General features: G+C 64.9%; 18 protein-coding genes. 9 read left to right on the forward strand and 9 right to left on the reverse strand.

Annotated features, from left to right (window positions below):
* Positions 1-5 precede the first annotated feature (5 nt).
* Genes NBRGI_RS09105 through NBRGI_RS47335 form a run of 3 tightly spaced genes read left to right on the forward strand, consistent with a single transcriptional unit; the run spans position 6 to position 4,166 of the window.
* Complete coding sequence (locus NBRGI_RS09105; RefSeq protein ID WP_051727605.1) at positions 6-1,391, forward strand: DUF1173 family protein; 1,386 nt, start codon at positions 6-8, stop codon at positions 1,389-1,391.
* Positions 1,310-2,833 carry a hypothetical protein gene (locus NBRGI_RS09110; protein ID WP_029894471.1) on the forward strand — a complete coding sequence of 508 codons (1,524 nt, stop codon included), beginning with the start codon at positions 1,310-1,312 and terminating at the stop codon, positions 2,831-2,833. The genes NBRGI_RS09105 and NBRGI_RS09110 overlap by 82 nt, the downstream gene beginning before the upstream one ends.
* 19 nt (positions 2,834-2,852) lie before the next feature.
* Positions 2,853-4,166 carry a hypothetical protein gene (locus NBRGI_RS47335; RefSeq protein WP_148310417.1) on the forward strand — a complete coding sequence of 438 codons (1,314 nt, stop codon included), beginning with the start codon at positions 2,853-2,855 and terminating at the stop codon, positions 4,164-4,166.
* Between the two features lie 365 nt (positions 4,167-4,531).
* Here the strand turns inward: NBRGI_RS47335 and NBRGI_RS47340 are convergent, their stop codons facing one another.
* Entirely contained in the window at positions 4,532-5,005 is a 474-nt protein-coding gene (locus tag NBRGI_RS47340) for a hypothetical protein (RefSeq protein ID WP_148310418.1), read from the reverse strand.
* Between the two features lie 435 nt (positions 5,006-5,440).
* A complete protein-coding gene (locus tag NBRGI_RS09125; RefSeq protein ID WP_051727606.1) occupies positions 5,441-5,809 on the reverse strand; it encodes a hypothetical protein in 369 nt (122 codons plus the stop codon).
* A 155-nt stretch (positions 5,810-5,964) separates the two neighbouring features.
* On the opposite strand from NBRGI_RS09125, the gene NBRGI_RS09130 reads away from it, so the two are divergent.
* Positions 5,965-6,822: a helix-turn-helix domain-containing protein gene (locus tag NBRGI_RS09130; RefSeq protein WP_029894479.1), complete on the forward strand. Its 858-nt coding sequence runs from the start codon at positions 5,965-5,967 to the stop codon at positions 6,820-6,822.
* 11 nt (positions 6,823-6,833) lie between these two features.
* A complete protein-coding gene (locus NBRGI_RS43590; RefSeq protein WP_036558193.1) occupies positions 6,834-7,202 on the forward strand; it encodes a DUF397 domain-containing protein in 369 nt (122 codons plus the stop codon).
* 40 nt (positions 7,203-7,242) lie between these two features.
* Here NBRGI_RS43590 and NBRGI_RS09140 read toward each other — a convergent pair whose 3' ends face one another.
* Positions 7,243-7,725: a GNAT family N-acetyltransferase gene (locus NBRGI_RS09140; RefSeq protein WP_029894483.1), complete on the reverse strand. Its 483-nt coding sequence runs from the start codon at positions 7,723-7,725 to the stop codon at positions 7,243-7,245.
* 335 nt (positions 7,726-8,060) lie between these two features.
* Here NBRGI_RS09140 and NBRGI_RS09145 point away from each other — a divergent pair, with 335 nt between their 5' ends.
* Positions 8,061-8,525 (forward strand): NUDIX hydrolase, encoded by a 465-nt coding sequence (locus NBRGI_RS09145; RefSeq protein WP_228791201.1) that lies wholly within the window; start codon positions 8,061-8,063, stop codon positions 8,523-8,525.
* 4 nt (positions 8,526-8,529) lie between these two features.
* Positions 8,530-9,405 (forward strand): PfkB family carbohydrate kinase, encoded by an 876-nt coding sequence (locus tag NBRGI_RS09150; RefSeq protein ID WP_029894486.1) that lies wholly within the window; start codon positions 8,530-8,532, stop codon positions 9,403-9,405.
* A 46-nt stretch (positions 9,406-9,451) separates the two neighbouring features.
* Here NBRGI_RS09150 and NBRGI_RS09155 read toward each other — a convergent pair whose 3' ends face one another.
* Genes NBRGI_RS09155 through NBRGI_RS09165 form a run of 3 tightly spaced genes read right to left on the reverse strand, consistent with a single transcriptional unit; the run spans position 9,452 to position 11,945 of the window.
* Positions 9,452-10,120 carry a hypothetical protein gene (locus NBRGI_RS09155; protein ID WP_029894488.1) on the reverse strand — a complete coding sequence of 223 codons (669 nt, stop codon included), beginning with the start codon at positions 10,118-10,120 and terminating at the stop codon, positions 9,452-9,454.
* Between the two features lie 5 nt (positions 10,121-10,125).
* Entirely contained in the window at positions 10,126-11,205 is a 1,080-nt protein-coding gene (locus tag NBRGI_RS09160) for a radical SAM protein (RefSeq protein WP_228791203.1), read from the reverse strand.
* A 56-nt stretch (positions 11,206-11,261) separates the two neighbouring features.
* The gene (locus NBRGI_RS09165) at positions 11,262-11,945 is read right to left on the reverse strand and encodes an AAA family ATPase (RefSeq protein WP_036558098.1); all 684 of its coding nucleotides are present in this window, start codon (positions 11,943-11,945) and stop codon (positions 11,262-11,264) included.
* A gap of 188 nt (positions 11,946-12,133) precedes the next feature.
* Here NBRGI_RS09165 and NBRGI_RS09170 point away from each other — a divergent pair, with 188 nt between their 5' ends.
* The gene (locus tag NBRGI_RS09170) at positions 12,134-13,549 is read left to right on the forward strand and encodes an XRE family transcriptional regulator (RefSeq protein ID WP_235210895.1); all 1,416 of its coding nucleotides are present in this window, start codon (positions 12,134-12,136) and stop codon (positions 13,547-13,549) included.
* The gene (locus NBRGI_RS43595; protein WP_081872557.1) at positions 13,546-14,481 is read left to right on the forward strand and encodes a phosphotransferase enzyme family protein; all 936 of its coding nucleotides are present in this window, start codon (positions 13,546-13,548) and stop codon (positions 14,479-14,481) included. Before NBRGI_RS09170 ends, NBRGI_RS43595 begins: the two co-directional genes overlap by 4 nt.
* Before the next feature lie 2 nt (positions 14,482-14,483).
* Here NBRGI_RS43595 and mobF read toward each other — a convergent pair whose 3' ends face one another.
* The 3 genes from mobF to NBRGI_RS09190 all read right to left on the reverse strand — a co-directional run bounded on the left by mobF (position 14,484) and on the right by NBRGI_RS09190 (position 20,303).
* A complete protein-coding gene (gene mobF / locus NBRGI_RS09180; protein WP_158439836.1) occupies positions 14,484-19,142 on the reverse strand; it encodes a MobF family relaxase in 4,659 nt (1,552 codons plus the stop codon).
* 575 nt (positions 19,143-19,717) lie between these two features.
* Positions 19,718-20,041, reverse strand: a complete 324-nt coding sequence (locus tag NBRGI_RS09185; protein ID WP_051727609.1) for a hypothetical protein — start codon at positions 20,039-20,041, stop codon at positions 19,718-19,720.
* Positions 20,042-20,087: 46 nt separating this feature from the next.
* Positions 20,088-20,303: a hypothetical protein gene (locus NBRGI_RS09190; protein WP_148310750.1), complete on the reverse strand. Its 216-nt coding sequence runs from the start codon at positions 20,301-20,303 to the stop codon at positions 20,088-20,090.
* Positions 20,304-20,309 lie beyond the last annotated feature (6 nt).

Consider the following 20,309-nt stretch of genomic DNA (forward strand, 5'->3'; position numbering starts at 1 on the left):
CCGCGATGTACGCGATCGACGACCAGATCATCGACCGGGCCCGCATCGGCGACGACTACCTGCAACCGTTGCTGGCCGCGGTGCATCGCAACGTGTCGCTGCGGCCTCGATGTTTGTGCAGCGCAAGCGAAACCGGTGGCGTCGACATGTACGTGGCACGCGTCGGCGGACGCTACGTGCTCAAACGAATGCCCGGCACCGGACCCCACCACGCGCCCGGCTGCTCGTCGTACGCCCCGCCCGCGAACCTGACCGGACTGGCACCGCTGCTCGGCACCGCGATCCGCGAACAACCCAACACCGGCCTGACCCGCCTGGCCCTGGGCTTCCCGCTCACCCACCGCCCGGCACGCGCCAGCACCACAACCAGCGATCCCACTATGAACGCTGGGGCGGGCGAGCACGTCGACGAATCCAAACTGACGCTGCGCGGTCTGCTGCACTTGTTCTGGGACGATGCCGGATTCGTTCGCTGGGTGCCCGCCATGGCGGGCCGCCGGAACTGGGCCGCGATACGCCGCCACACCTATCTCGCCGCCGCAGCGAAAACAACGAAAACCCGTGACCTGTCCGAACTGCTCTGGCTGCCAGAACCATTCACCGTCGCCGACAAACAGGAGATCGCCGGGCGGCGTGCCGCGGCCTTCGCGCCCTATACCGGCACCACCGGCCCGCGTCGGCTGATGCTCGGGCTCGGCGAGGTCAAAGATCTCACCGCGGCACGGTTCGGACGGCACAAGCTGATCATCAAGCATGCCCCGGACTGCCCGTTCATCGTCGAAGCCGACACCGGTGCATCCCTCCGGCGCGCTTTCGCCACTGAACTGGCACTGCGGCAAGCACTTCCCGACACCAAGCTGATCACGTTGTTCACCTTCGGCGTCACCGGGGCCGGAGTCGCCGTCGCGGACCGTATCGCGGTGATGAATGTGAGCGCCGACTGGATCCCGTTCGAATCCGTCTTCGAGCACACCCTGATCACCGACTTGATCGCCCACCGCCGCCGGTTCACCAAGACGCTGCGCTACAACCAGCCGGCGACCACACCGTTGGCCTCGCTGATCCTCACCGACACCGACCCTCCTACCGTCTGCTACCTCACCAGCGCCACGACCAGCGGGCCACCACCGCCACTGGATTCAAATATTCCTCTGGCGCAATGGCTCTGGAATACCTCCGTAGCCACGATGCCACAGATCCCGCCGTCGGGTACCTGCCGCACGACCGGCGCCGGACCGAACCAGGCACCGGCCGAACACCCCCACTCCGAGGAGGTCCACCGCCCACCCGACACGAAGGAGGCCCCGTCATGGCCGATCAACGCCGCAACGCAGGCGAACGCTTCGACGAAGACGCGCTGCACAGCGACTTCCGCCACTACTACCAGCTAACCAACCTGCAGCAGTGGGCGATCGTCACCGAGGACGAACGACACCAACTGAACCACGAAATCGACGCCATCACACGCCGGTGGCTCGACGCACCCTCACCCTGGACCGACCACTGGGAGCACCTGGCGACATCCGCGCAACGCTGGGAAACCGATCCGCAGCAGATGCAACGATTCCTCGACCGGATCGCGGCAGACTACACCCGCACCGGCACGACCGACCTCGCCAGCGGCTTGCAGGTGCGCAGCCTGATCCTGGCGGGAGAACTCGTCGAATCCCGGCGCACCGACATCGGATTCGCCTCCGCGCCGACACCGGATCAACTCGAGTATTCCTATGGTTACGTCGCCAGCTACCGAACCCCGACCGACGGGACGACGTGGAACTCGCTGTCGAGCTGGGCCAGCGCACGGCAGTGGCTCATCGCGCGAGCCGCCGACAGCGACCCCGACACCCCGGTCGATATCACCATCACCGGACCAGACCCCCGCAGCGGAGCCGCGTCACGGCCGCTCATGACCGGAACCGGCCTCACAGCAGCAGAATTGAGCCAGCAGCTCCAGCACATCGAGGAACTACTCGGCACCCCACCAATTCCCACCGACCCGAGCGCACACTCCTGGCTCGACCAACTGCGCTACGAGGTCCTCTGCGACGCCTACCGTGCGACGCTGCTCGACGAACGCAATCCATGGGCGGTCGGACGGCGATTCGAACACCATCTCCACGCTGATGATCTGCGCTCCGCCATCCTCGATTACGGCGACCGAGCCGGATTCCTCAACACCGAGGCACTCCTGGGCACCATCCGTGGGGGAGTCCGCACCCCGGATTGGACCACCGCGCCGCGGACCAGCACGTGGCTCGACGACACCCTCGCCGACACCCAGCGCCATCTCGACGACTTCACCACTGAAGGACTCCGACTCACCTTCGTCGATCCAGACCAGCCCGAACTCACCACCGTCGGATTCGACGGCAGGACCTGGTATCTCGAACGCGGGCACACCGCAGCCGACCACCGAACGATCACCTACGACACCCCGCCAGCAACCTTCGCCGCCTGTGACGAGTTGCTCGCCGCGCTCTCCGAACCGGCCCCGGCCTTGCACGTTGCCGTGCCTGAGTGCATCACCAGCCAGCTTCGCACCTTCGACGCCGAACATCGCGCTGTGCAGCGGGATCTGGCCTGCGTCAGGCAAATTCGCGACGCCATCCGGGGTGGTGCACCCTACACGCTGCGACGACAACAGGAGCTGGCGAACTGTAGGCCGCGAACTCCGCAGCGCAGCGCTGTTGTCCGCGACGTCAACCGCATCACCACGGCGGACGCTCCGCAGCCGGAACCACCTGCGCCGCCAAAGCCATCGATGACCACGCCGCCGCCCAAACGCCGCCAGCCCCCCAAATCAGCTGGCCGGCAGCACCGGCGTCGGCTGTGACCAGGGAAGGAGGCAGCCCATGAGTAACACCAGGCCATCGGACTCTTCCGAAGCTCTGCGCGCGATTCGCACCCTGGTTCAGGCCCAAAACCTGCGTGCAGCCAAACAGCAACTACGCCAGCTACAGAATGACACCGACGACGCAACATGGTCGATGATCGTCGAAATCGCCAACACGCTGCGCTTCAAAACCCACACCGTCGCATTGACCAAGCTCCGCAAACTCTGGCGCGACAACGAGCAGTTCCGCCCCCTCATCGAAGCCTGCGTGCCAAAACCTGATGAACGCCGAGACATTCCACCGCAACCTTCGCCGCAATCAATAGCGGCAGACGGCTACCGGGCGAGCGAGGCCAGGGCGGGCAAGGTCGCTCAACGCATCGACCCGGACAAACGCATCGATCCCAACCGCCGATCCCGCAGCCCGAACACCAAAGTGATCGACGACTACGAGAGGAACCTCGCCCGCGACGAGCGCGACGACCCCGGCACGCCACGCCCCGAACTCATCGTGGACCGCCACGACTACGACCGCGACGTCTTCACCCACGTCCGCACCACACTCTGCGTGTCGTGCCGACTCGAACGTGCGGCAATCGATCACCACACCGAACGAGTCCAGGCCGGTCTGGGTGACGACGGACTGTGCGGCGAATGCCGCAGCCTCGGCCGACCCGGCCTGCCACCACTCGCTTCCGGCCACACCCTGGCCGATCAAGTACACGCCCGCCTCGACTACCTGGCCGAACACTTCACCACCGCAGACCGGGGCATCTTCCGGCAGGAATACCGCTACGGCAATCGGCACACCCGCCCCATCATCAGCGCCTGGGTCAAAGCCAACACCACAGCAGGTCCGGAACCACCCCGCCCCATCATCGACCACGACGGACCGAGCGTGAACGACTGGTGCACACAGTGCGAGGAGTTCCGTTATATCGCCTACCGCGACCACCGCAGAGGAGAGCGGGTACAGCTGTGCCTCGACTGCGACCCGCGAAACAAAGACACACTCGTGCCTGCAGGAAGCATCGAAGTTCGACACAGCCGCTACCAGCGCGAAATACGTGACGCAGCAAGCAAGGACAACGGAGAACAGACAGCTCCCGAGCGAGTGCAGGGTGGGCGAGAAGTAGGGGCGGGACAGCCTCCTACCTCGAAGGCTGTTGCTGCGGACGCTACGCCATCGCCCGCGAAGAGCACGGCTCCGCCCCAGACGACAGGCGCCATCAACGCGCTAGAAAAGGCCAGGACTGCTGCGCAAGAGCGCCGCCGCACAGTAGGCCGCCCCGCCGGAGGAGGGATGGCGACGAAACGATCGGTTCGGCGCTAGCGAATCGCGATTACTCGAGTTCGGCGGTCCCCGATGACGATAACGTGTTTGCCAGCCGGTAAATGGCGGCTATTGGGTACGACGATTACCTCTACATCAGGCTGGGCCGTCGCCCGTGTCAGCGCCGCGACGGCCTGATCGTCGTCGGATGAGGCTAAATACGTTCCTCCCCAGGCATATCCGTGTGCTTCGGCCCAGGCGCGTATGGGTAATCCGACCGACTCCGCACGCGCGCCGGGTGGAATCCTATCCCGGTTCAGGTATCCGAGGGCTTTCGCCCGGGGCGGTGTTGAAGGTTTGCGGTGCGGCAGCATGACGAGTTTCCTCATTGTCCATTGGGAATAGCGGATTAATTCGGTTGCGGTTCAAGCCAGGAGGAGGTCTTCGACTGCCGCCTGTAGCGCGGCCACGACGGTTGTAATGGGCGGTCGTGCCGAACCGTCAGGTAGGTGAAGCCAGCTACGCATGCGCAGCCCCGGGGTCGGTAGCGCCAGTGGCGTCGGCGCGAGGATCAGAACGATTGGGAGTCGGTAAGACGACAGCGACAATCGTTGGGCTACAACGGAATCGGTCGGACCCTCGCTGATGAATACCCAACGATCACCGCCGACCGCGAACACCGGCACCGCCGTCTCCAACAATCGATAGGCCGTTGCGGCCATTGGGCGTGGAGCAACTACGGCTGCCAGGGTCGGTCCTGTGGCACCGACGATGTGATCGTGGCCCGGAACGCGGAACGCTTCCAGTGCAAATTGCTCGCGGTAGGTTCGGCACCTTTGCTCGACTATTCGGGCGATGTAACTGTCGTCGCAGCAGTCGGCATCGATCAGAACGGACATCTGGTTGATCCCCTCCTCAGGCTGGCCGAAGCGAGGATCGGGCAATCTCGTGGCCCGATCTGGCGCTGCTGCCGACTGCGCTGACCTCACTGGACCGGTGACGAGGACGCGGTGCCCTTCCGCTCTCGCTGGCGATCCTGGCAACGATGCTGTCCACTGACCAGTACTCGGGATCGTTCTCGCTCCGGGAGAAGCCGGAATCCTGAGGTGCGGTGCGCCGGGTCTGGAGGCACCACGTCGCCGCGCAGCCCACACCGACTCCGACTACGAAGATCATGAATGTAAACATCGGTTACTACCTCCTTATCGGGATGAAGTCGTGATCGGACGCGCCCCGTGAACGCGTCGGCAGAAGGCGCAGGTTGCCTGCGCCCGGCCCGTGGATCTTCGAGTCCGCTGCGACAACAACGACCGGAGCCGGGGTGCGATGGCTCGTCATAGTGCGACCTCGCAAACTCTGGCGTCGGCGCGTATAAGCAGAATGTCGATCAAGCACGTATGAGGGATCGCCATCCCGGATAGATGGCCGAGAACTGTGACGACGATGTGGGCGTCGGCTCGGCAACACTCATGCAGGAGATCGAGGTAGGCCGGCGGCACCGTCGCCTGGGGTGACGACTCACGGAAGACTGCCGCCAGTTCGACCCCGAGTCCGCGGGCGACCTCAACAAGTCGGCGTTCCCAAACGTCCAGCTCGCCGGGAAGCAGGTCGACCCGCAAGTACCCGTACGCGAGCGGTAGCGATAACACATCTTCAACCGCGCCCATCATTCGACTTACCTCGCAGTCGCCGTAAATCGCCATATCCGTACATATAGGTCAATAACGAGAGCTAGATGGATTGAATGTAGACTACTTGGTAGGTCTACATTCAGCAATAGCTTCACGAGCGTTGAGTACGGTGGTAGTGGAGGGACGCCCGGTACTCTCGCGCTGCCAAGTTGAGGAGGTATGGTCCGATGTCAGAGCGTCGTGCAGACCCGACAGCCGTCAGCTTCCTGATCGGATACGAGCTGCGCGTGGCACGGGAGCGTGCCCGCATATCGCAGGTCGAAGCCTCCAAGGAAATCGGCTCCAGCACGGCGAAGATCAACTATCTGGAGACCGGCCGTACCCAGCAGCAACCTGCTGACATTCGAAAGTTGCTCGCGCTCTACGGCGTTGACGAGAAGCACATCGACCGCGTGGTGTCGCTGGCCGCTCGCGCAGATCAGAACCCTTGGTGGACACCGTTCGGTGAGGTGCTGCCCGACTGGTTCAAAACCTTCGTCGGATTGGAGGGGATGTGCGAGGGACTCTTCGCCTTCGAATCGATGAAGCTCCCGGGCCAGGTGCAAACGCCTGAATACGCTCGCGCACTGTTCGCGGACAGCATCGAGATCGCCCCGCTGGAGATCGACCAAGTCGTCAAGGCCCGGATGGCCCGGCAAAGACTGGAGACCGAGACGGCGCCGTTGAATTTCCGCGCGGTGATCGATGAGGCCGTGTTGCATCGGCTCGTCGGCGGCCCCGCGGTGATGCGCCAACAGCTCGAGCACCTGCTGGATTTGATGAAGCGCGACAATGTCGAACTCCACATCATGCCGTTCTCGGTGCCTGTGCACGACGGCATCAACGGAGACTTCGTGCTGCTCGACCTGCCCGGCGACCGCAGCATCGGATACGTCGAGCACTCCACCGGCGCCCTCTACGTTCAAGACGAAGACCAGCTGCGCTGGTACAAACTGGCAGCCGAACGGCTCTGCGCCGCAGCCCTTTCGCCAGCGGAGTCGGCCGATATGCTTGCTGAGCGCATCGCAGCGATCGACAACAACTAGTGGAGCAAATCATGATCTCGCGCCCGCTCACATGGCGGACATCCAGCTACAGCGGAAACACCGGCGGCAATTGCGTCGAGGTGGCGAGCGACGGTATCCGGGTCTACATTCGCGACAGCAAATACCGGCGCGACCCTGCGAACGATCCGGTGTCAGAGCCGATCATTGCCGTGACACCGGCGCAGTGGAAACACCTCGTCACGGTTGCCGTGACCGGCTCGAGCGCCGTCACGGAGCCCGCCATCGAGATCGGCGACACGGGTTGGGTCGAACTCCGTACCAACAGCGGTGTGATGCTGCGGTTCACTCGCCAGGAGTGGGTGGCCTTCGTGGCAGGCGCACGTGATGGGGAATTCGATAGAGAAGCTCTGGCGGCTTAACTGCAGTTCACGCCGCAGCTTCGGGCTGAAATTGATTGCCTCACTTACCTGTCAGGGTTAGTTCGAAGACGGCGCGGTTGCGTCCTGGGCCCTTGAAGTCGGTGATGACCGAGACGCCATTGATCTCGTGATCGCCAGGCACATTCGTGAAGCCAAGGGCGGTCCAGGTGACGTGAGCAGCTTCGTTGTCGGGTTCCGAGGTCAGGTAGATTCGTTCGCACTCCCATGTCTCGGCTTGTGATCGCACGCTGTCCAGGAGTGCCCGAGCAATGCCGCGCCGCTGGTGCTGCGGATGGACCATGACGTCCTGGAGGTAGACGTCTGCGGGATTGTCCTGGCTGCGGAAAGCGATGACGGCACCGACGATGCTGTCGCCGTCGGTTGCGATAGGGCATGTCGACGAGAACAAGGCGGCGTACAGCCAATAATCGGACAGGTTGCGGGCATGAACATATGGCTCGCCTCGCTCCATGAGCTGATGGATGTCACTGATGTGTTTGGGCTGCAGTGGAGCGATGATCATGGGGGCTGCACTCCTCGCGTGCGAATCTTGGGGGCGATGCTTGTCCATCGGGCCGGGAATCTACTCGCCTGTCGATGCGGCAAGGGCGATACCTGGAGTAACCAGAGAGTGGTGGCAGTTGATAGCCACGATGCCGAAACTCGCAGTTCGATTGTGGAGCGCACGTTTTCGCCTTCGTCTCGGTGGTGTGGACGGCCTCTCCGGGCGTCCACGGTGTGCGGTATGTATCCGACGCATAACCACCCTCCGTTCAGCACATTAGGCTCGGAGCGCTCGACCACGATTCGTTCCAACAGTCCAGCTCAGCGCACATGAATCGTTCGAAGGGAGAGGTCTTGGAAACGACAGTCCAGCCGAGCCAGGTCGCCAAGCCGCAGCGTCACAAGGTCACCGGGGACGTGCATCTGGTGCTGCGCCGTGGTGATGAGGTGTTGTTCGGTCGGCGGCAGAACACCGGATACGAGGACGGGGCGTGGCATCTGCCGTCCGGTCATCTCGAAGCCGATGAATCGGTCGTCGACGCTCTGCTCCGGGAGGCGGATGAGGAGATCGGTGTGCGGATCGCACCGGAGGATGTGCGGTTCGGCCACATCATGCACAACTCGTCCTCCGGCGGGCGGATGGCGTTCTTCTTCACCGTGGACACCTGGCAGGGTGAACCGACGAACCTGGAACCGAACAAATGCGTCGCGCTGGAATGGTTTCCGATTCACGCGCTGCCTGACCACATGATCGCCTACTGTCGCACCGCGATGCACCACCTCGCTGCGGACGAGCCATTCTCGGTGTACGGCTGGTAGCACCATGACCACGCAAGACAGACCGGTCGTGTGCGTCAGCTACCTGGCATCGGCCGAGCTGTGGAGCGTGCCGGAGTTCCCTTTCGCCAACCACGGAGCCGAAGTCCGGGTCACCGAGCAGTCGATCGCTGCCGATGGACCCATGACGGCCGCAGTGTTGGCGGCCCTCGACGTGCCAACGCTATTGGTGGCTAACAGAATCGGCAACGACGAGGCCGGCGGGCGGGTCGGCCGCTGGCTACAGCAACGCGCAGTGCCTACGACGGCTGTAGCCAGCGCCGAGGTCTCGACGCCGCGGATTGTGGTCGTCGCCGACGACCACAACACCCGCACGTGGTTCGCGCATTTGTCCGGTGTAGCCAACGAATTGACCAACGTGGACCTTTCCGCGCTCAGCGCCGCCGCGTTCGTCTATCTCGACGCTTACCAGCTCATCGAGGCAGCCGCGCTCCGTGTCGTTCGAGCGGCCCGCAATCACGGGGCGCGGCTGCTGGTCAACCTCGGCGGCACGCCGCTGTCGGACACCCTGCGGGTCGAGTTGGCGGGCTATGCGAATCTGCTGATCCAGACGAATGTCGACGATAGCTCGCATCGCGACGCACCGATCGTCGCTCGGAAACTGTTGGGGCAGACCTGTGCCCAGTGGGTGATCGTGACCGCCGGCGCTTTCGGCGCGCTCGCAGCCAGTCGCTCGCAACTGGTCACCGCCCCGCCTTCGGGGTCCCGGTGCGTCACACGCATTGCGCTGGAGCGGCATTCTCCGGCGGCGTGCTCTACGGCCTGCGCGCCGGTATCCCCATGGACCGCAGTTTGCTGCTCGGCTCGGCCAGTGGGGCGCTGCGGTGCGCACGGCAGCACAGCGCCCCACTGCCGACGCTGATCGAACTGGAGTCACTGATCACGATGCTGGCGCGCAGTTCGGCCAATTAGTAGAGGTCCCACTCCGCCAGGCGCGCAACGATTTCCTGCAACCGCTCGCCGGTCATCCGCTTCTTCACCGACTCCTCGGGCGATTCCTGGTCGGCACCGTATTGCCACCACACCTGCCCGGTCCTGCGGTCTGCGACCAGGAAGCGATCCTTGACCGCCGGACCACGAACGACCAGCGAAACAGTGAATGGTTCGGCGACCACGGCGTGCACCATCGTGTGATGCAGCGCGTAGCCGACGCCGACCGGTTCCTCACGGACCTGCAGGACGGGCAGTTTCGCGGGTTCGATCTGGTCGTCGACCTCGGCGTTGCCGAACAGGTAGTGCCGGTACTGCCCGCGCAGAATCCTGCTGGCGTAGGACCATCGGTGGTTGTGTGGCCGGTCGAAGTAGCCCGGCAGGAACACATGCAGCCGAACCCGCACGCCGGAGTCGTCGCTGAATAGGACGACCTTGTCAAGAATGTCGTAGTGCTCGCACAAGGCGAGCAGCTGCGGCCGGTTCGGCAGGTCGTCGAGCCGTGCGCGCACGATGGCCGGATCGGCGGCGAGTTCCTCGAAGAACTCGAAGGACGCGCGTTCTACCTCGTCGATGTCGTTCCAGTCGATCTCGCACAGTTTGTTCGCTGCCAGGTCCAGGCGGTCGGCGGCGTTGGTGTCGTTCATCGGTCTCATTCCTCGGGTTTGGCGCTGGATTTCCACAGTCGGCACACCGGCACGATGTCGGGGTAGGCGCTGCAGGAGGACGCGCCCATCACCAGCTCTTCGGCTGGGCAGCCGCCCATGCAGGCGCTGGATTTACAGTCGCCGCAGCTGGATTCGGTCAGCACGCTTGTGAACAGCTCGAATTCATTGGGGCCGTGGTTGAGCTGGACCTGACCGTCGGTCATCTGGGCGTAGTTCATCTTCGTGTCGAACAAGTACGAGCAGACGTAGGCCCTGCCGTCGGGGAAGATCGAGATCCGGTCGAGGGTGCGGCCGATGCAGCCCTGATAGCCCTCACCGGCGTAGCGGTCCATCTGGTCGCGGCGGGCGTAGGTCGGCTGGTACCAGACGCGCGTCTTGTATTCGAGGGCAACCTGATTCAGGTTGTCGCAGAAGGTGACCCATTCCGGTGGGGTCATGGCCATGTCGGGGTTTCCGTGGCCGGTGCCGATGGTGCTGAACACATGGAATTTCACCAGGCTGACGCCCAGCTCGTCGGCGATGTCGAGCAGCCGCAGGACGTCGGTCTCGTTGGCTTTGTTGACGGTGCAGATGATGCGCGTGTCGAATCCGCGTTCGGTCAGTTCTTCGGTTGTCGCGAGCGCGGTTTCGAACGTCTTGGGGCCGCGCACACGGTCGTGGGTCGTGGCGCTGCCTCCGTCCATGCTGACCTGGACGTAGGCGAAGTCCGAGGGCTCCATCTGCCGGAACTTCTTCGCCGCCGGCAGCTGCGCGTTGGTGGTGGTGATGACGTCCTCGTAGCCGAGCTTGCCCGCTCCCCGGATCGCATCGACGAAGTAGGGGTGCAGGGTCGGTTCGCCACCAAGAATGGTCACCTTGGACCCGCCCAGTTTCCGCCAGGTCGACAGCGTGTCCACGATCTGCGGCAGCTCCAGCTTGAGCGCGCGCTCCAGGCGCTCGCCCATATAGCAATGCTCACAACGTAATTGGCACGCCTCGGTGATGTAGAGGTAGACGTTCCGGAACCGCCCATAGGGCACGCGGTCGACCCGCTCGGGTTCGGGCATATCGATCTTGCGCGGCATCCGGGCATGGCCGTAGCCGTCTGCCCGCAGGGTCGGGGTGGGCAGTGAAACCGATGTCATTGGACTGCGCTCCGTGAGATCAGCAGTGGGGCAAGCAGATCCGCAGCCCCGGTGATGGTTGTTGTGGTGTCGAGCTGGGTGACCGGGATGCCCGAATCGGCGAATCCGGAACGGATTGCCCCGGCGGCGTTCTGATAACGCTGGATCCTGGCCTTCAGCAGCCGCGGCGAGTCACCCCGGCGCGGATGGAGCAGGCCCCCGCACTGGGCACAGGCCCACGGATCACTCGGTTTCGGGATGGCGGGTAGCCGGGGATCGGAGATCGGGTCGCGCTCGCAGCGGTGGCAGACCTTCCGGTTGTGCGCTCGCTGCTTCAACGTCTTGGCGTCGGTCACGACCTCGATCGCTTCGATGTGGTACGGCGGCGCGAACTCCCGCAGCACGGACACCAGCTGGTCGACCTGGCTTGCGGACCCGGGGAAGTTGTCCATCAACACGGTATGGACATCCGGGTCCTCGTAGACGCGGGTGAAGTAGCCGCGCAGTGCCGTTTCGACGGTGTCCTCGTCGATCCACCCCAGCCGCTGGCTGTCGGTCGCGGTGGCCGACAGCACCTGTCGCGGCACATGTTCGCGAAGGCGGAAGATCCGCCGCCCTGGCTCGCTTCCGAGCACCATGGCCAACGTGGTCTTCCCTGCGGCAGGCGGTCCGATCAGCGGAACGACCAACGACAATCCCACAGCCTGCTCCTTTCTCGATACCGAATCGGACAGCCCAAGCGTCCAGCCCGAGAAGGGGCGAAACCATGTCCCGTGCACGGGCCGCGATATGCGTCGAACACATACCGGCCACCCCCGAGGCGTGGTAGCTTCCGCAGATCAGGGAGATCGAGGGGGTCGATGCCCCAACGTCGGGCCGGAGCGGTCGGATGAAACGGATGCCGCCGCCGCGGCGCTACTGTGCGCATTGCGGGACCAGGCTGAACCGGTACAACGACGAATCCGTGTGCGCGGCTTGCGAACCCAGGATCCTCGAGCCGCCCGACCTGCCCCGCGAATTCTGGCAAACCGACCTGATGCACGACGCGCTGGCTACCTGGCATATGGGTCGCGTGATCTACGCCTACCGAACCCACCCCTTCCACGGCCGCCCGCTGGCGCAGGAAATGGTGGCCGGCTGGCTCAACCTCACCCAGGGCCAGCTGAGCAGACTCGAGAACGGTGCCGCACCAGAACAGCTGAGCAAACTCATCCACTGGGCCCAGACACTGAAGATCCCCGGCGATCTCCTGTGGTTCAAACTGCCGATGCGAAACGCCGATACTCTCGAGGATGTGAACCGCCAGGGATTCCTGCGAACCGCGGCAGCGATCACGCTCGCCCCCGCGACGCTGCTGGAGCTGATCTCCACCCTCAAATCGACGCCCGTACCCTCCACGGTCGGCGAGGCGGAAATCGAGGAGATCCGGACCGCGGCCAAACAGATCAGCTCGTGGGACGCCGCCGACGGCCGCGGTCTGGTACGCGAAGCCGTCCTCGCGCAGCTGCGTCACGCGGTGCGCCTGCTCGACGCGAACGCGACACCGAAAGACAAGGCCGAACTCCGCTCCGCGGTCGGGTTCCTCAGCCACACAGCGGGATTCATGGCCTTCGACCGCTACGAGCACACCGACGCACGAGCCATGTTCCAGCTGGCGCTGGACTGCGCCGAGAAGAGCAACGACTGGAGCCTTCGTGCGAAGGTGCTCTCCTCCATGGCCCGGCAATCGATCTGGCGGGGCGATCTCGAGGACGGACTGACCTCGGTCGAGCTGGCCTTCGTCCGATCCGATCGGCTCACCGCGACGGAAAGAGCGATGCTGCACACCACCAAGGCCCGCGCGCTGGCCAAGCTCGGCCGCGTGCAGGACACCGTGACCGAGGTCGGCAGGGCCGACGACGAATTCGCGCGCGCCCGCCCCGACAACGATCCCGCCTGGATGAAGTACTACGACCTGGCGCAGCATTCCGGAGACACCGGGCACGCCCTCTACGACCTCGCCATGGGCGGAGCGTTCGCCACCGAAGCACGACACCGACTCGCGACAGCGGTCAACGGGCACACCGACGCCTACCGCCGCTCCCGCGCCATCTCAGGGATCAAACTGTCATCTCTGGTGATGGCTCTCGGCGACCCACAGGAAGCGACGACCATCGCGACACGGGCACTCACCGACGCGAAAGGCTTGCGCTCCCACCGAGCCGCCGACGATTTGCGAGATCTGCAGAGATTCGCGGCCCGGCGGATAGACCAGCCGGGCGTAGCCAAGCTCAGCAACCGCATCAAGGGACTTGTCGCCATATGAGCTCAAAGATTTCGGCCGATTCAACCGGTGAGGTCCTGCGCGCTGCCTGCAAACATGTCGGCCTGGATTCCAGCGGAGCCGTTGTCCTGAACCGCAGCGAGAATGTCATCTACCGGCTTCCAGGCGCCGTCGTCGTACGGATAGCGCGGCCCGGCCAGCAAGCCGCAGCACAGCGCGAAGTCCAGGTGGCGCGATGGCTCGAATCAGTGGGCATGCCAGCCGTGCGCGTCGTTCCCGAGATCGATCAGCCGGTCGTCATCGACGAGCGCGCAGTGACGTTCTGGCAGGAGCTCCCGCCGCACCGGCACGGCACACCCACCGAGGTTGCTGCCGCGCTCCGAAAGCTCCATGCGCTTACTCCACCAGAGGATTTCGACCTGGGCACCCTGGATCCCTTTGTGCGACTGGATAAGCGAATCCAATCGGCGAGCACCATCTCGGCCGATGACCGCATGTGGATGCGTGAGCACCTAGCCGAGCTGAAAATGCGCTGGGATCAGCGACCGACCGGGCTCCCCTGGTCCGTCGTCCACGGTGACGCATGGGGCGGCAATGTCGTCGCCACCGAGGACGGTCAGGTAATCCTGCTCGACCTGGAACGAACCTCTACCGGGCCACCGGAATGGGACACCGTCCACACCGCGATCAAGTACCAGACGCTCGGCCAAATCAGCGCGGAGCAGTACCGGGCATTCTGCGACGTCTACGGGCACGACGTGACCGAGTGGGAAGGTTACGAGCTACTTCGTGATCTTCGCGAATTCCGGATGACCACCATGGCCGCGCAAACCGCCGTACGCATTCCTGTCGACCGCGCCCAAGCCGATCACCGAATCGCGTGTCTCCGTGGGAAGCTCGGTCCCCGGCCATGGTCGGGATGGCGACCTGTTCCCGGGCCCATGTCCGGGGCCGCGACAGTCGATGAAGACTAGTTTTACAGCCCGCGCCGATGTCGACGGTGGTTGGCGCCGGGGGTAGCTGACTTGACACGGCGACGGCCGGATGTGGTGGTTCGCTTTGGCGCGGGCGCGGGCGAGGGTGGGGCGGGTGTGGTCGTTGTGGATGGGGCGGCGGTGCGGTTGAGTGATCGTGCCCGTTCGATTCGCTGGCGTAGCTCGTCGGCGAAGTCGGCCAGCAGTTCGTCGCGGCCGGGGTAGTTGGGGATCGGTCTGAACTGACCGGAATAGGGCCAATCATTGAGTGCGCGAAAGCGGGCTTGGTCGGTGGAGCGTGGGTCGGGTAGGTGCTGGAGGATCCATCCGTCGGCGCGGTCGCGTAGTTCGCGCGCAGGGTCGTCGGTGAGGAGAAGAGAGGCGCCCAGGTCGTTGTAGTTGTCGGTGGCGATGGCCGCGATGAGCGAACTGGTGTCAAGTTGGTGGGCGCCGGCGAGGGCGATGGTGTCGAGCAAGGGTGTCCAGTGCCGGGATTGGGTGGCGAGTCGGTAGAGGACGGCAGGCAGCGCCCGGTAGAGGCATCGGTCGGTGTGGGAATCGGCGAGTTCCTTGACGTAGGAGTGGTAGTCGGCCCGCATCCGGTCCAGACGGTCGGGACTCACCGCGGAACCGGGTGTCGGTGGTTCGGTGCCGACGGGAGCGGCGGAGCTGAGTGCGAGGGTCTCGTGGGCATTGAGGTCCGCGATCAGGCACGCAGCGTCGTATGCGCTGACGTCGCACAGTGTTTCGGTGTCCGGCATGGCGGTGGCAGTCAGAGTGCCATTGAGTGTTGGGGTTTCTTCCCCCATGGGAGTGGTGACGGCAGAGGTTTCCCGTGAGCGCGCCAGTGGATCGGTGACAGGTGTAGTGGTTGTTGCGCGCGCGAGGACTCGGCGGCGTAGTTCGTGGGCGTAGTCGGCGAGTTGAACGTCGATGCCGGGCCAGGGTGTCGGTACGGGTGGACACTGCCGGGCGGAGGACAGGTCGCGTAGGGCGCGGAATCGTGGCTGTGTCGCGAGGGTGGGAGAGGGTCCGGTGTTGGCTTGCCCGACCAGCGCGAAGAGCGCGTGTTCGTCTGTGGCGGTGAGGGTCTCGTGAGGGGCGATGACGAGCGGGTTGGGGGTGGTTGTTGGGAGGCGGTGCCGGATCCAGCGGTCGGCGCGAGCACGCAGGACCGCGGCGGTGTCGCGGGCGGTGGCGAGGGATTCGCCGAGATCGTCGTAGTTGTTGGTGGCGATACTGGCGACCAGCTCGGCGGTGTCGAAGTGGTGAGCGTCGGCGAGAGCGATCGTGTCGAGCAGATCCCGGTAGGTCGGTGACTGTTTCGCGTCATGGAAGTACATGACCGGTAGGGCCCGATCGAGCAGGTATTCGGCGCGGGCGTCGGCGAGCAGCTGGTGGGCGTGCTGGTAGCTGGCGTGGATGCGGCGGTCGGCAGCGGCTTGTTCGGCGCGCATGATGTCGATGGCGGAGCGGTTGTCGTCCTCGCGGGCGAGCACGCGGGCGAAGCAGCGCAACGGTTCTTGCGGGTCGTCGGGTTGCTGGTCGCCGGAGATGTCGACAAGGGCGTCGGTGGCGAGGTAGAGGCGGTTGAGTTCGGATCCGCGGGTGAGACCGACATAGGCCAGGGCACGGCCGAGGGTGGCGTTGAGGAGCAGGTAGGCGCGGCGCACGGTGATGCCTTGGGCACGGTGGACGGTGGTGGCGTAGCCGAGTTCGACGTGCTCGCTGATGTAGTCCGGTGGCAACAGGACCGATCCGCGGTGGCTGGTACCGGTGACGGTGATCGAGCCGTCGGTGTGGACGCGGCGGATGCGCCACAGGTCGCCGTTGTCGACCTGCGTGCCGTGGCGCCGCCCGCCGATGATCTTCAGGTGGGGGTTGTTGGCGCGGGTGACGACGATGTCGCCGGGGAATCCGCAGTGCCCGTCGGACAACGGAATCCGGCCGCCATCGGTGCGCACGCGTCCGGTGTTGATGTGTGCGGCTTGGGTGGCGGTGTTGAGGGCGGAGACGTCGTTGAGGGTGGCGGCGATCATGACCGAGGAGATTCCGGCTGCGGTGTCGGCCAGGTGTGCGGTGAGGATGGCGGTGCGCAGTTGGTCGCTCATGCCGTGGGTGATCCGGCCGTGATCGTGGTAGAACTCCCACGCTGTCTTGGCGTCGCCGGCGCGGACAGCGAGGGTGGCCTCGGCTTCGTTCGGGTCGTCGAAGCGGACAACCTGTCGAAGCTGGGGAGCGCGGAGATCGCGGGCGATGGTGCGGATGATGCCGCCGGATTCGACGGCGGATAGCTGTTCGGGGTCGCCGATACAGCGGATGATCGCGCCGTGGCTGGTGGCCACTGTCAGGAGTTTGTCGAGGTCGAAGGTGGCGGCCATGGCGGCTTCGTCGATGAGAAGCATCGTGTCGGGTGTCAGTCCGGTGGGGACTCCGAAGGTGATTTGGGCGAACAGTTTGTGCAGGGTGCGGGCCGGGGCGTGGAGGCTGGCGCCGAGTTCGCGGGCGGCCGAGGCCGACGGTGCCAGCGGGATGACGGTCCGCCCGGCCGCCTGCCACGCTTCGGCGACAGCTTTCATGGCGGTGGTCTTGCCGGTGCCGGCCGGGCCGATCGCAACCGCGAGCCGCGTGTCGACGGTGCACAGATAGCGGGCGATCGCACGCTGGCCGGGATTCAAGTGGCAGGATTCGCGGGCTTCGACGCGCTTGATCGCCTTGTCCACAACAGGAGCGGATAGCTGTCCGCGTACGGGCGTCCGGGCAGCCTTGAGCAGACGTGTTTCGGCGTCCAGCACGGCGGGGGAGGTATATCGGATGGAGCCGGTGGTGGTGAAAATGCTCTCCCCGGACGCCCGTGCCACGGCGGCTGGGACAGGATCCGGGTCGATGCTCAGCTGGATCGAGTGCCTGTCGCGGACCAAGGCAGTGACGTGGGCGACCGCGTCGCGGTGTGCTTGGTCGGAGGCGAAGTCGCAGACGGCGAGGCGGTCCTCGACCACGGAGGCAATGTTGGCTTCGGTCCATGTAGGGCGGCGCCGTCCCACGATCTCGGTGACCTCGACCGCGATGACCGCAGGATCGTAGACGCTGCGCTTGTGCACGGCGCAGATCTCGTCGATCCGATCGAGCACGGCCTGCTCCGGCTCGGGGACGAGCCGGGCAACTACCTGCGCACGAGCGGCGGTCCGCGCCTGCGGCGAATCGAACAAGCAGCGATCGAGCTGGGAATTGATCGCGTACTCGAGTTGCGCTGGAGCAGCGGCCGGCAGCGCGGCGATACCGCCGAGGTCGACACCGACCGCGGCCGCGGTTTCGTTCGGATCGAAGGGCCGGGGCGCGTCGGGATGGGTGTGTTCCCAGTGCAGGCGGTCGACGAATTCCTGCCCGCTGCGGTGGCCGAACACGGCGCGGAATCGGACGCCCCATTCGGCGATCATGTGCCGCAATGTGGTCGGCAACGGCTTGTGCTGGCGCGTCTCGAGGGTCGCTTGCTGCGCGAGTTTGTACTGGGTGGTCAGCTTCGGGTTGTGTCCGTGTGTGTCCCGGTAGTGGGCGGCGAGTTGTTCGAAGCGGGCCAGGATGTCGTCGCGGCGGGAGAATTCGGCAACCATGGCTTCGGTTACGCCGACGACTTCGAGCACGGGCAGTTTGCCGCGCCCGCGGGTGCGTTCTTCGAAGCGCCATCCCATGCGCCGCTTGAGTTTTCCGACGATGGTGGCGTTGTAGCGGCATGACAGCGACACCGCTGCCGCGTAGAGCGCTCGCGCATCCAGCGCCGACCATTCGCCGTCGGAGCCGAGGACCTTTCCCGAAATCACCGCGTGCGTATGCGGATTCATGTCCCCTGCACGGTTGTCGTAGTGGGTGAACGCGGCGATGATCAGCCCGGTCGCGTCGATCTGCCTGACGCCGTTCGCGCCGCGGCGGGTCACCGCGTAGCGGGATTCGGCGTACTCCAGCACCTCTGTCACGGCCTCGAGGTGGCATTGCCAGATCTCGCGGCGCACCGCATCCGAACCCAGCCCCCACAGAATGCTGATCGATTTCTGCGGGGTGAACACGCAATCGAACCCGGCCACTGCCTTGCGCGTGCGGACTTTCTCCGCCGCCAGCGCCTCGGCGATCTCAGCGCGGTCCGGGACGCGACCGAGTGTCGTGGCGAGGTGTTCGCGGGCGGCATCGGTGCGCAGGATGGTGCGCTCGTCCCAGTCGGGCCGGCACCGCTGGGTGAGGGTGAATTCGTCGACCTTGCGGTCGAAAATGTTGCGAATGGGGCTGGGCTCGGTGGAATATTCGTAGAAGATTCTGCCGATTTGGGCGGCTTCGACCGCCTGTTTCGCCGTCTTCCCTTCGGCGATCGCCGCGGCGATGATGGCGTCCGCGTCAGGGTGCAATCCTTCCCCGAATAATGCCTGCATCTGTGCTTCGGTCACATTTCCGGACAAGCCGAGTGCACGCGCGCCGCGGCCCATCCATACACCCGGTGGGGTGCCGTGCTCGGTGTAATAGTCGGTGAGGTCACGGGTGCGGTCGCGCAGGCGATCACCGCTGGCCACTTGCCTGGTCAGGTACTCGTAGCCGTCTCCGGCGTGTAAGCGGTGAAGGGTCATCACCTCTTCGAAAATAGCGCGGAATGTAAACTCTAAAAAGACATTACCCACGAGTAAGCATGTGAATGCAAGAGGTGTGTCGATGAATAGAATAAATCCCATATGGGGAGTGATGGTGAGGAATTTCTGGAGGGATTGATGAATGTAACGAAGGGGTGGGATGTTGGATGAAGAGAGGAAATGAATGAATGATTCACCGCGCGGGACAGGCCGGGCGAAACGGTCCCGGGCGCGGGATTCGGGAAGGGAGGTCCGCGATGGCGGATACAGGGAATGCGCGCAAGTGGGCGCACGGGGTGATGGCGGAGATGCTCGCCGAGCAGGCCCGACTGGTGCGGGCGAACGAGTCCGATCTGGTGGAGTTCGGCAAACTGTACGGGCGGCTGAGGCGGGCGGCGTGCAGGCGGGACACCGCGATCGCCGCCGCGAACGCGCGATATGCGCGGGTGGAAGCGGAAGCCGAAGCCGGGGCAGGAGCCGCGCTGGCGCGCCTGCACGGACGGGGCATGAACGAATCGCAGTTGTGCGCGATCACCGGGCTCGGCGTGGGACGGGTTCGGCAACTGCTGCGTAGCGCGACACTGGACCCCGATCCTGGTGAGGACACGGGGATCGGGGAGCGCGATCTACCGGTAGCGGTCGTCGAAGTGGATGAGGGTGCAGCGGGGGATCATCCAGCGCAGGCCGGGCAGGGCGAAGATGCGCAGGGCGATGGGCGAGGCCCACGCGCCGTGCTTGAATGCGTACGCCCAGTGCCCGGCCAGCCAGATGACCAGGCCGAGCGCGAGCCACCCCAGTCGGCCGGGAATCGCGCGAGCCGGGGTCAACACCAGCGCGAGCAGTGAGTCGAACACGATGAAGAACCCGACGATCCGAGCCAGAGTGGGGAACGCCCACCACAGCAGCAGCGCGGCAAGTACGGCGACGGCCGCGATCCAGATCAGTCCCACGATCGATCTCCTTCCTCCGTGAATGGCTCACGGGCGGTCGAGGTGTTCACCGCAGCCCTGCGCATGCACGGGTTCGGTCGTAGTAGCGGGCCTGGCCGATCAGGCGCTCCTCGTGCTCGCACAGGGCGTGGATGGCGGCGGCGTCGAGCAGATCGTCACGGGCGACGATCAATTCGCGGACCTGACGCGACAGCATCAGCAGCGCTAACCAGGCCCCCGGCACCACCACGGACGGGACAGGTGAGGATTCGCGGACAGACATCGACAG

Source organism: Nocardia brasiliensis IFM 10847, assembly GCF_000710915.1.
Classification (GTDB): domain Bacteria; phylum Actinomycetota; class Actinomycetes; order Mycobacteriales; family Mycobacteriaceae; genus Nocardia; species Nocardia brasiliensis_A.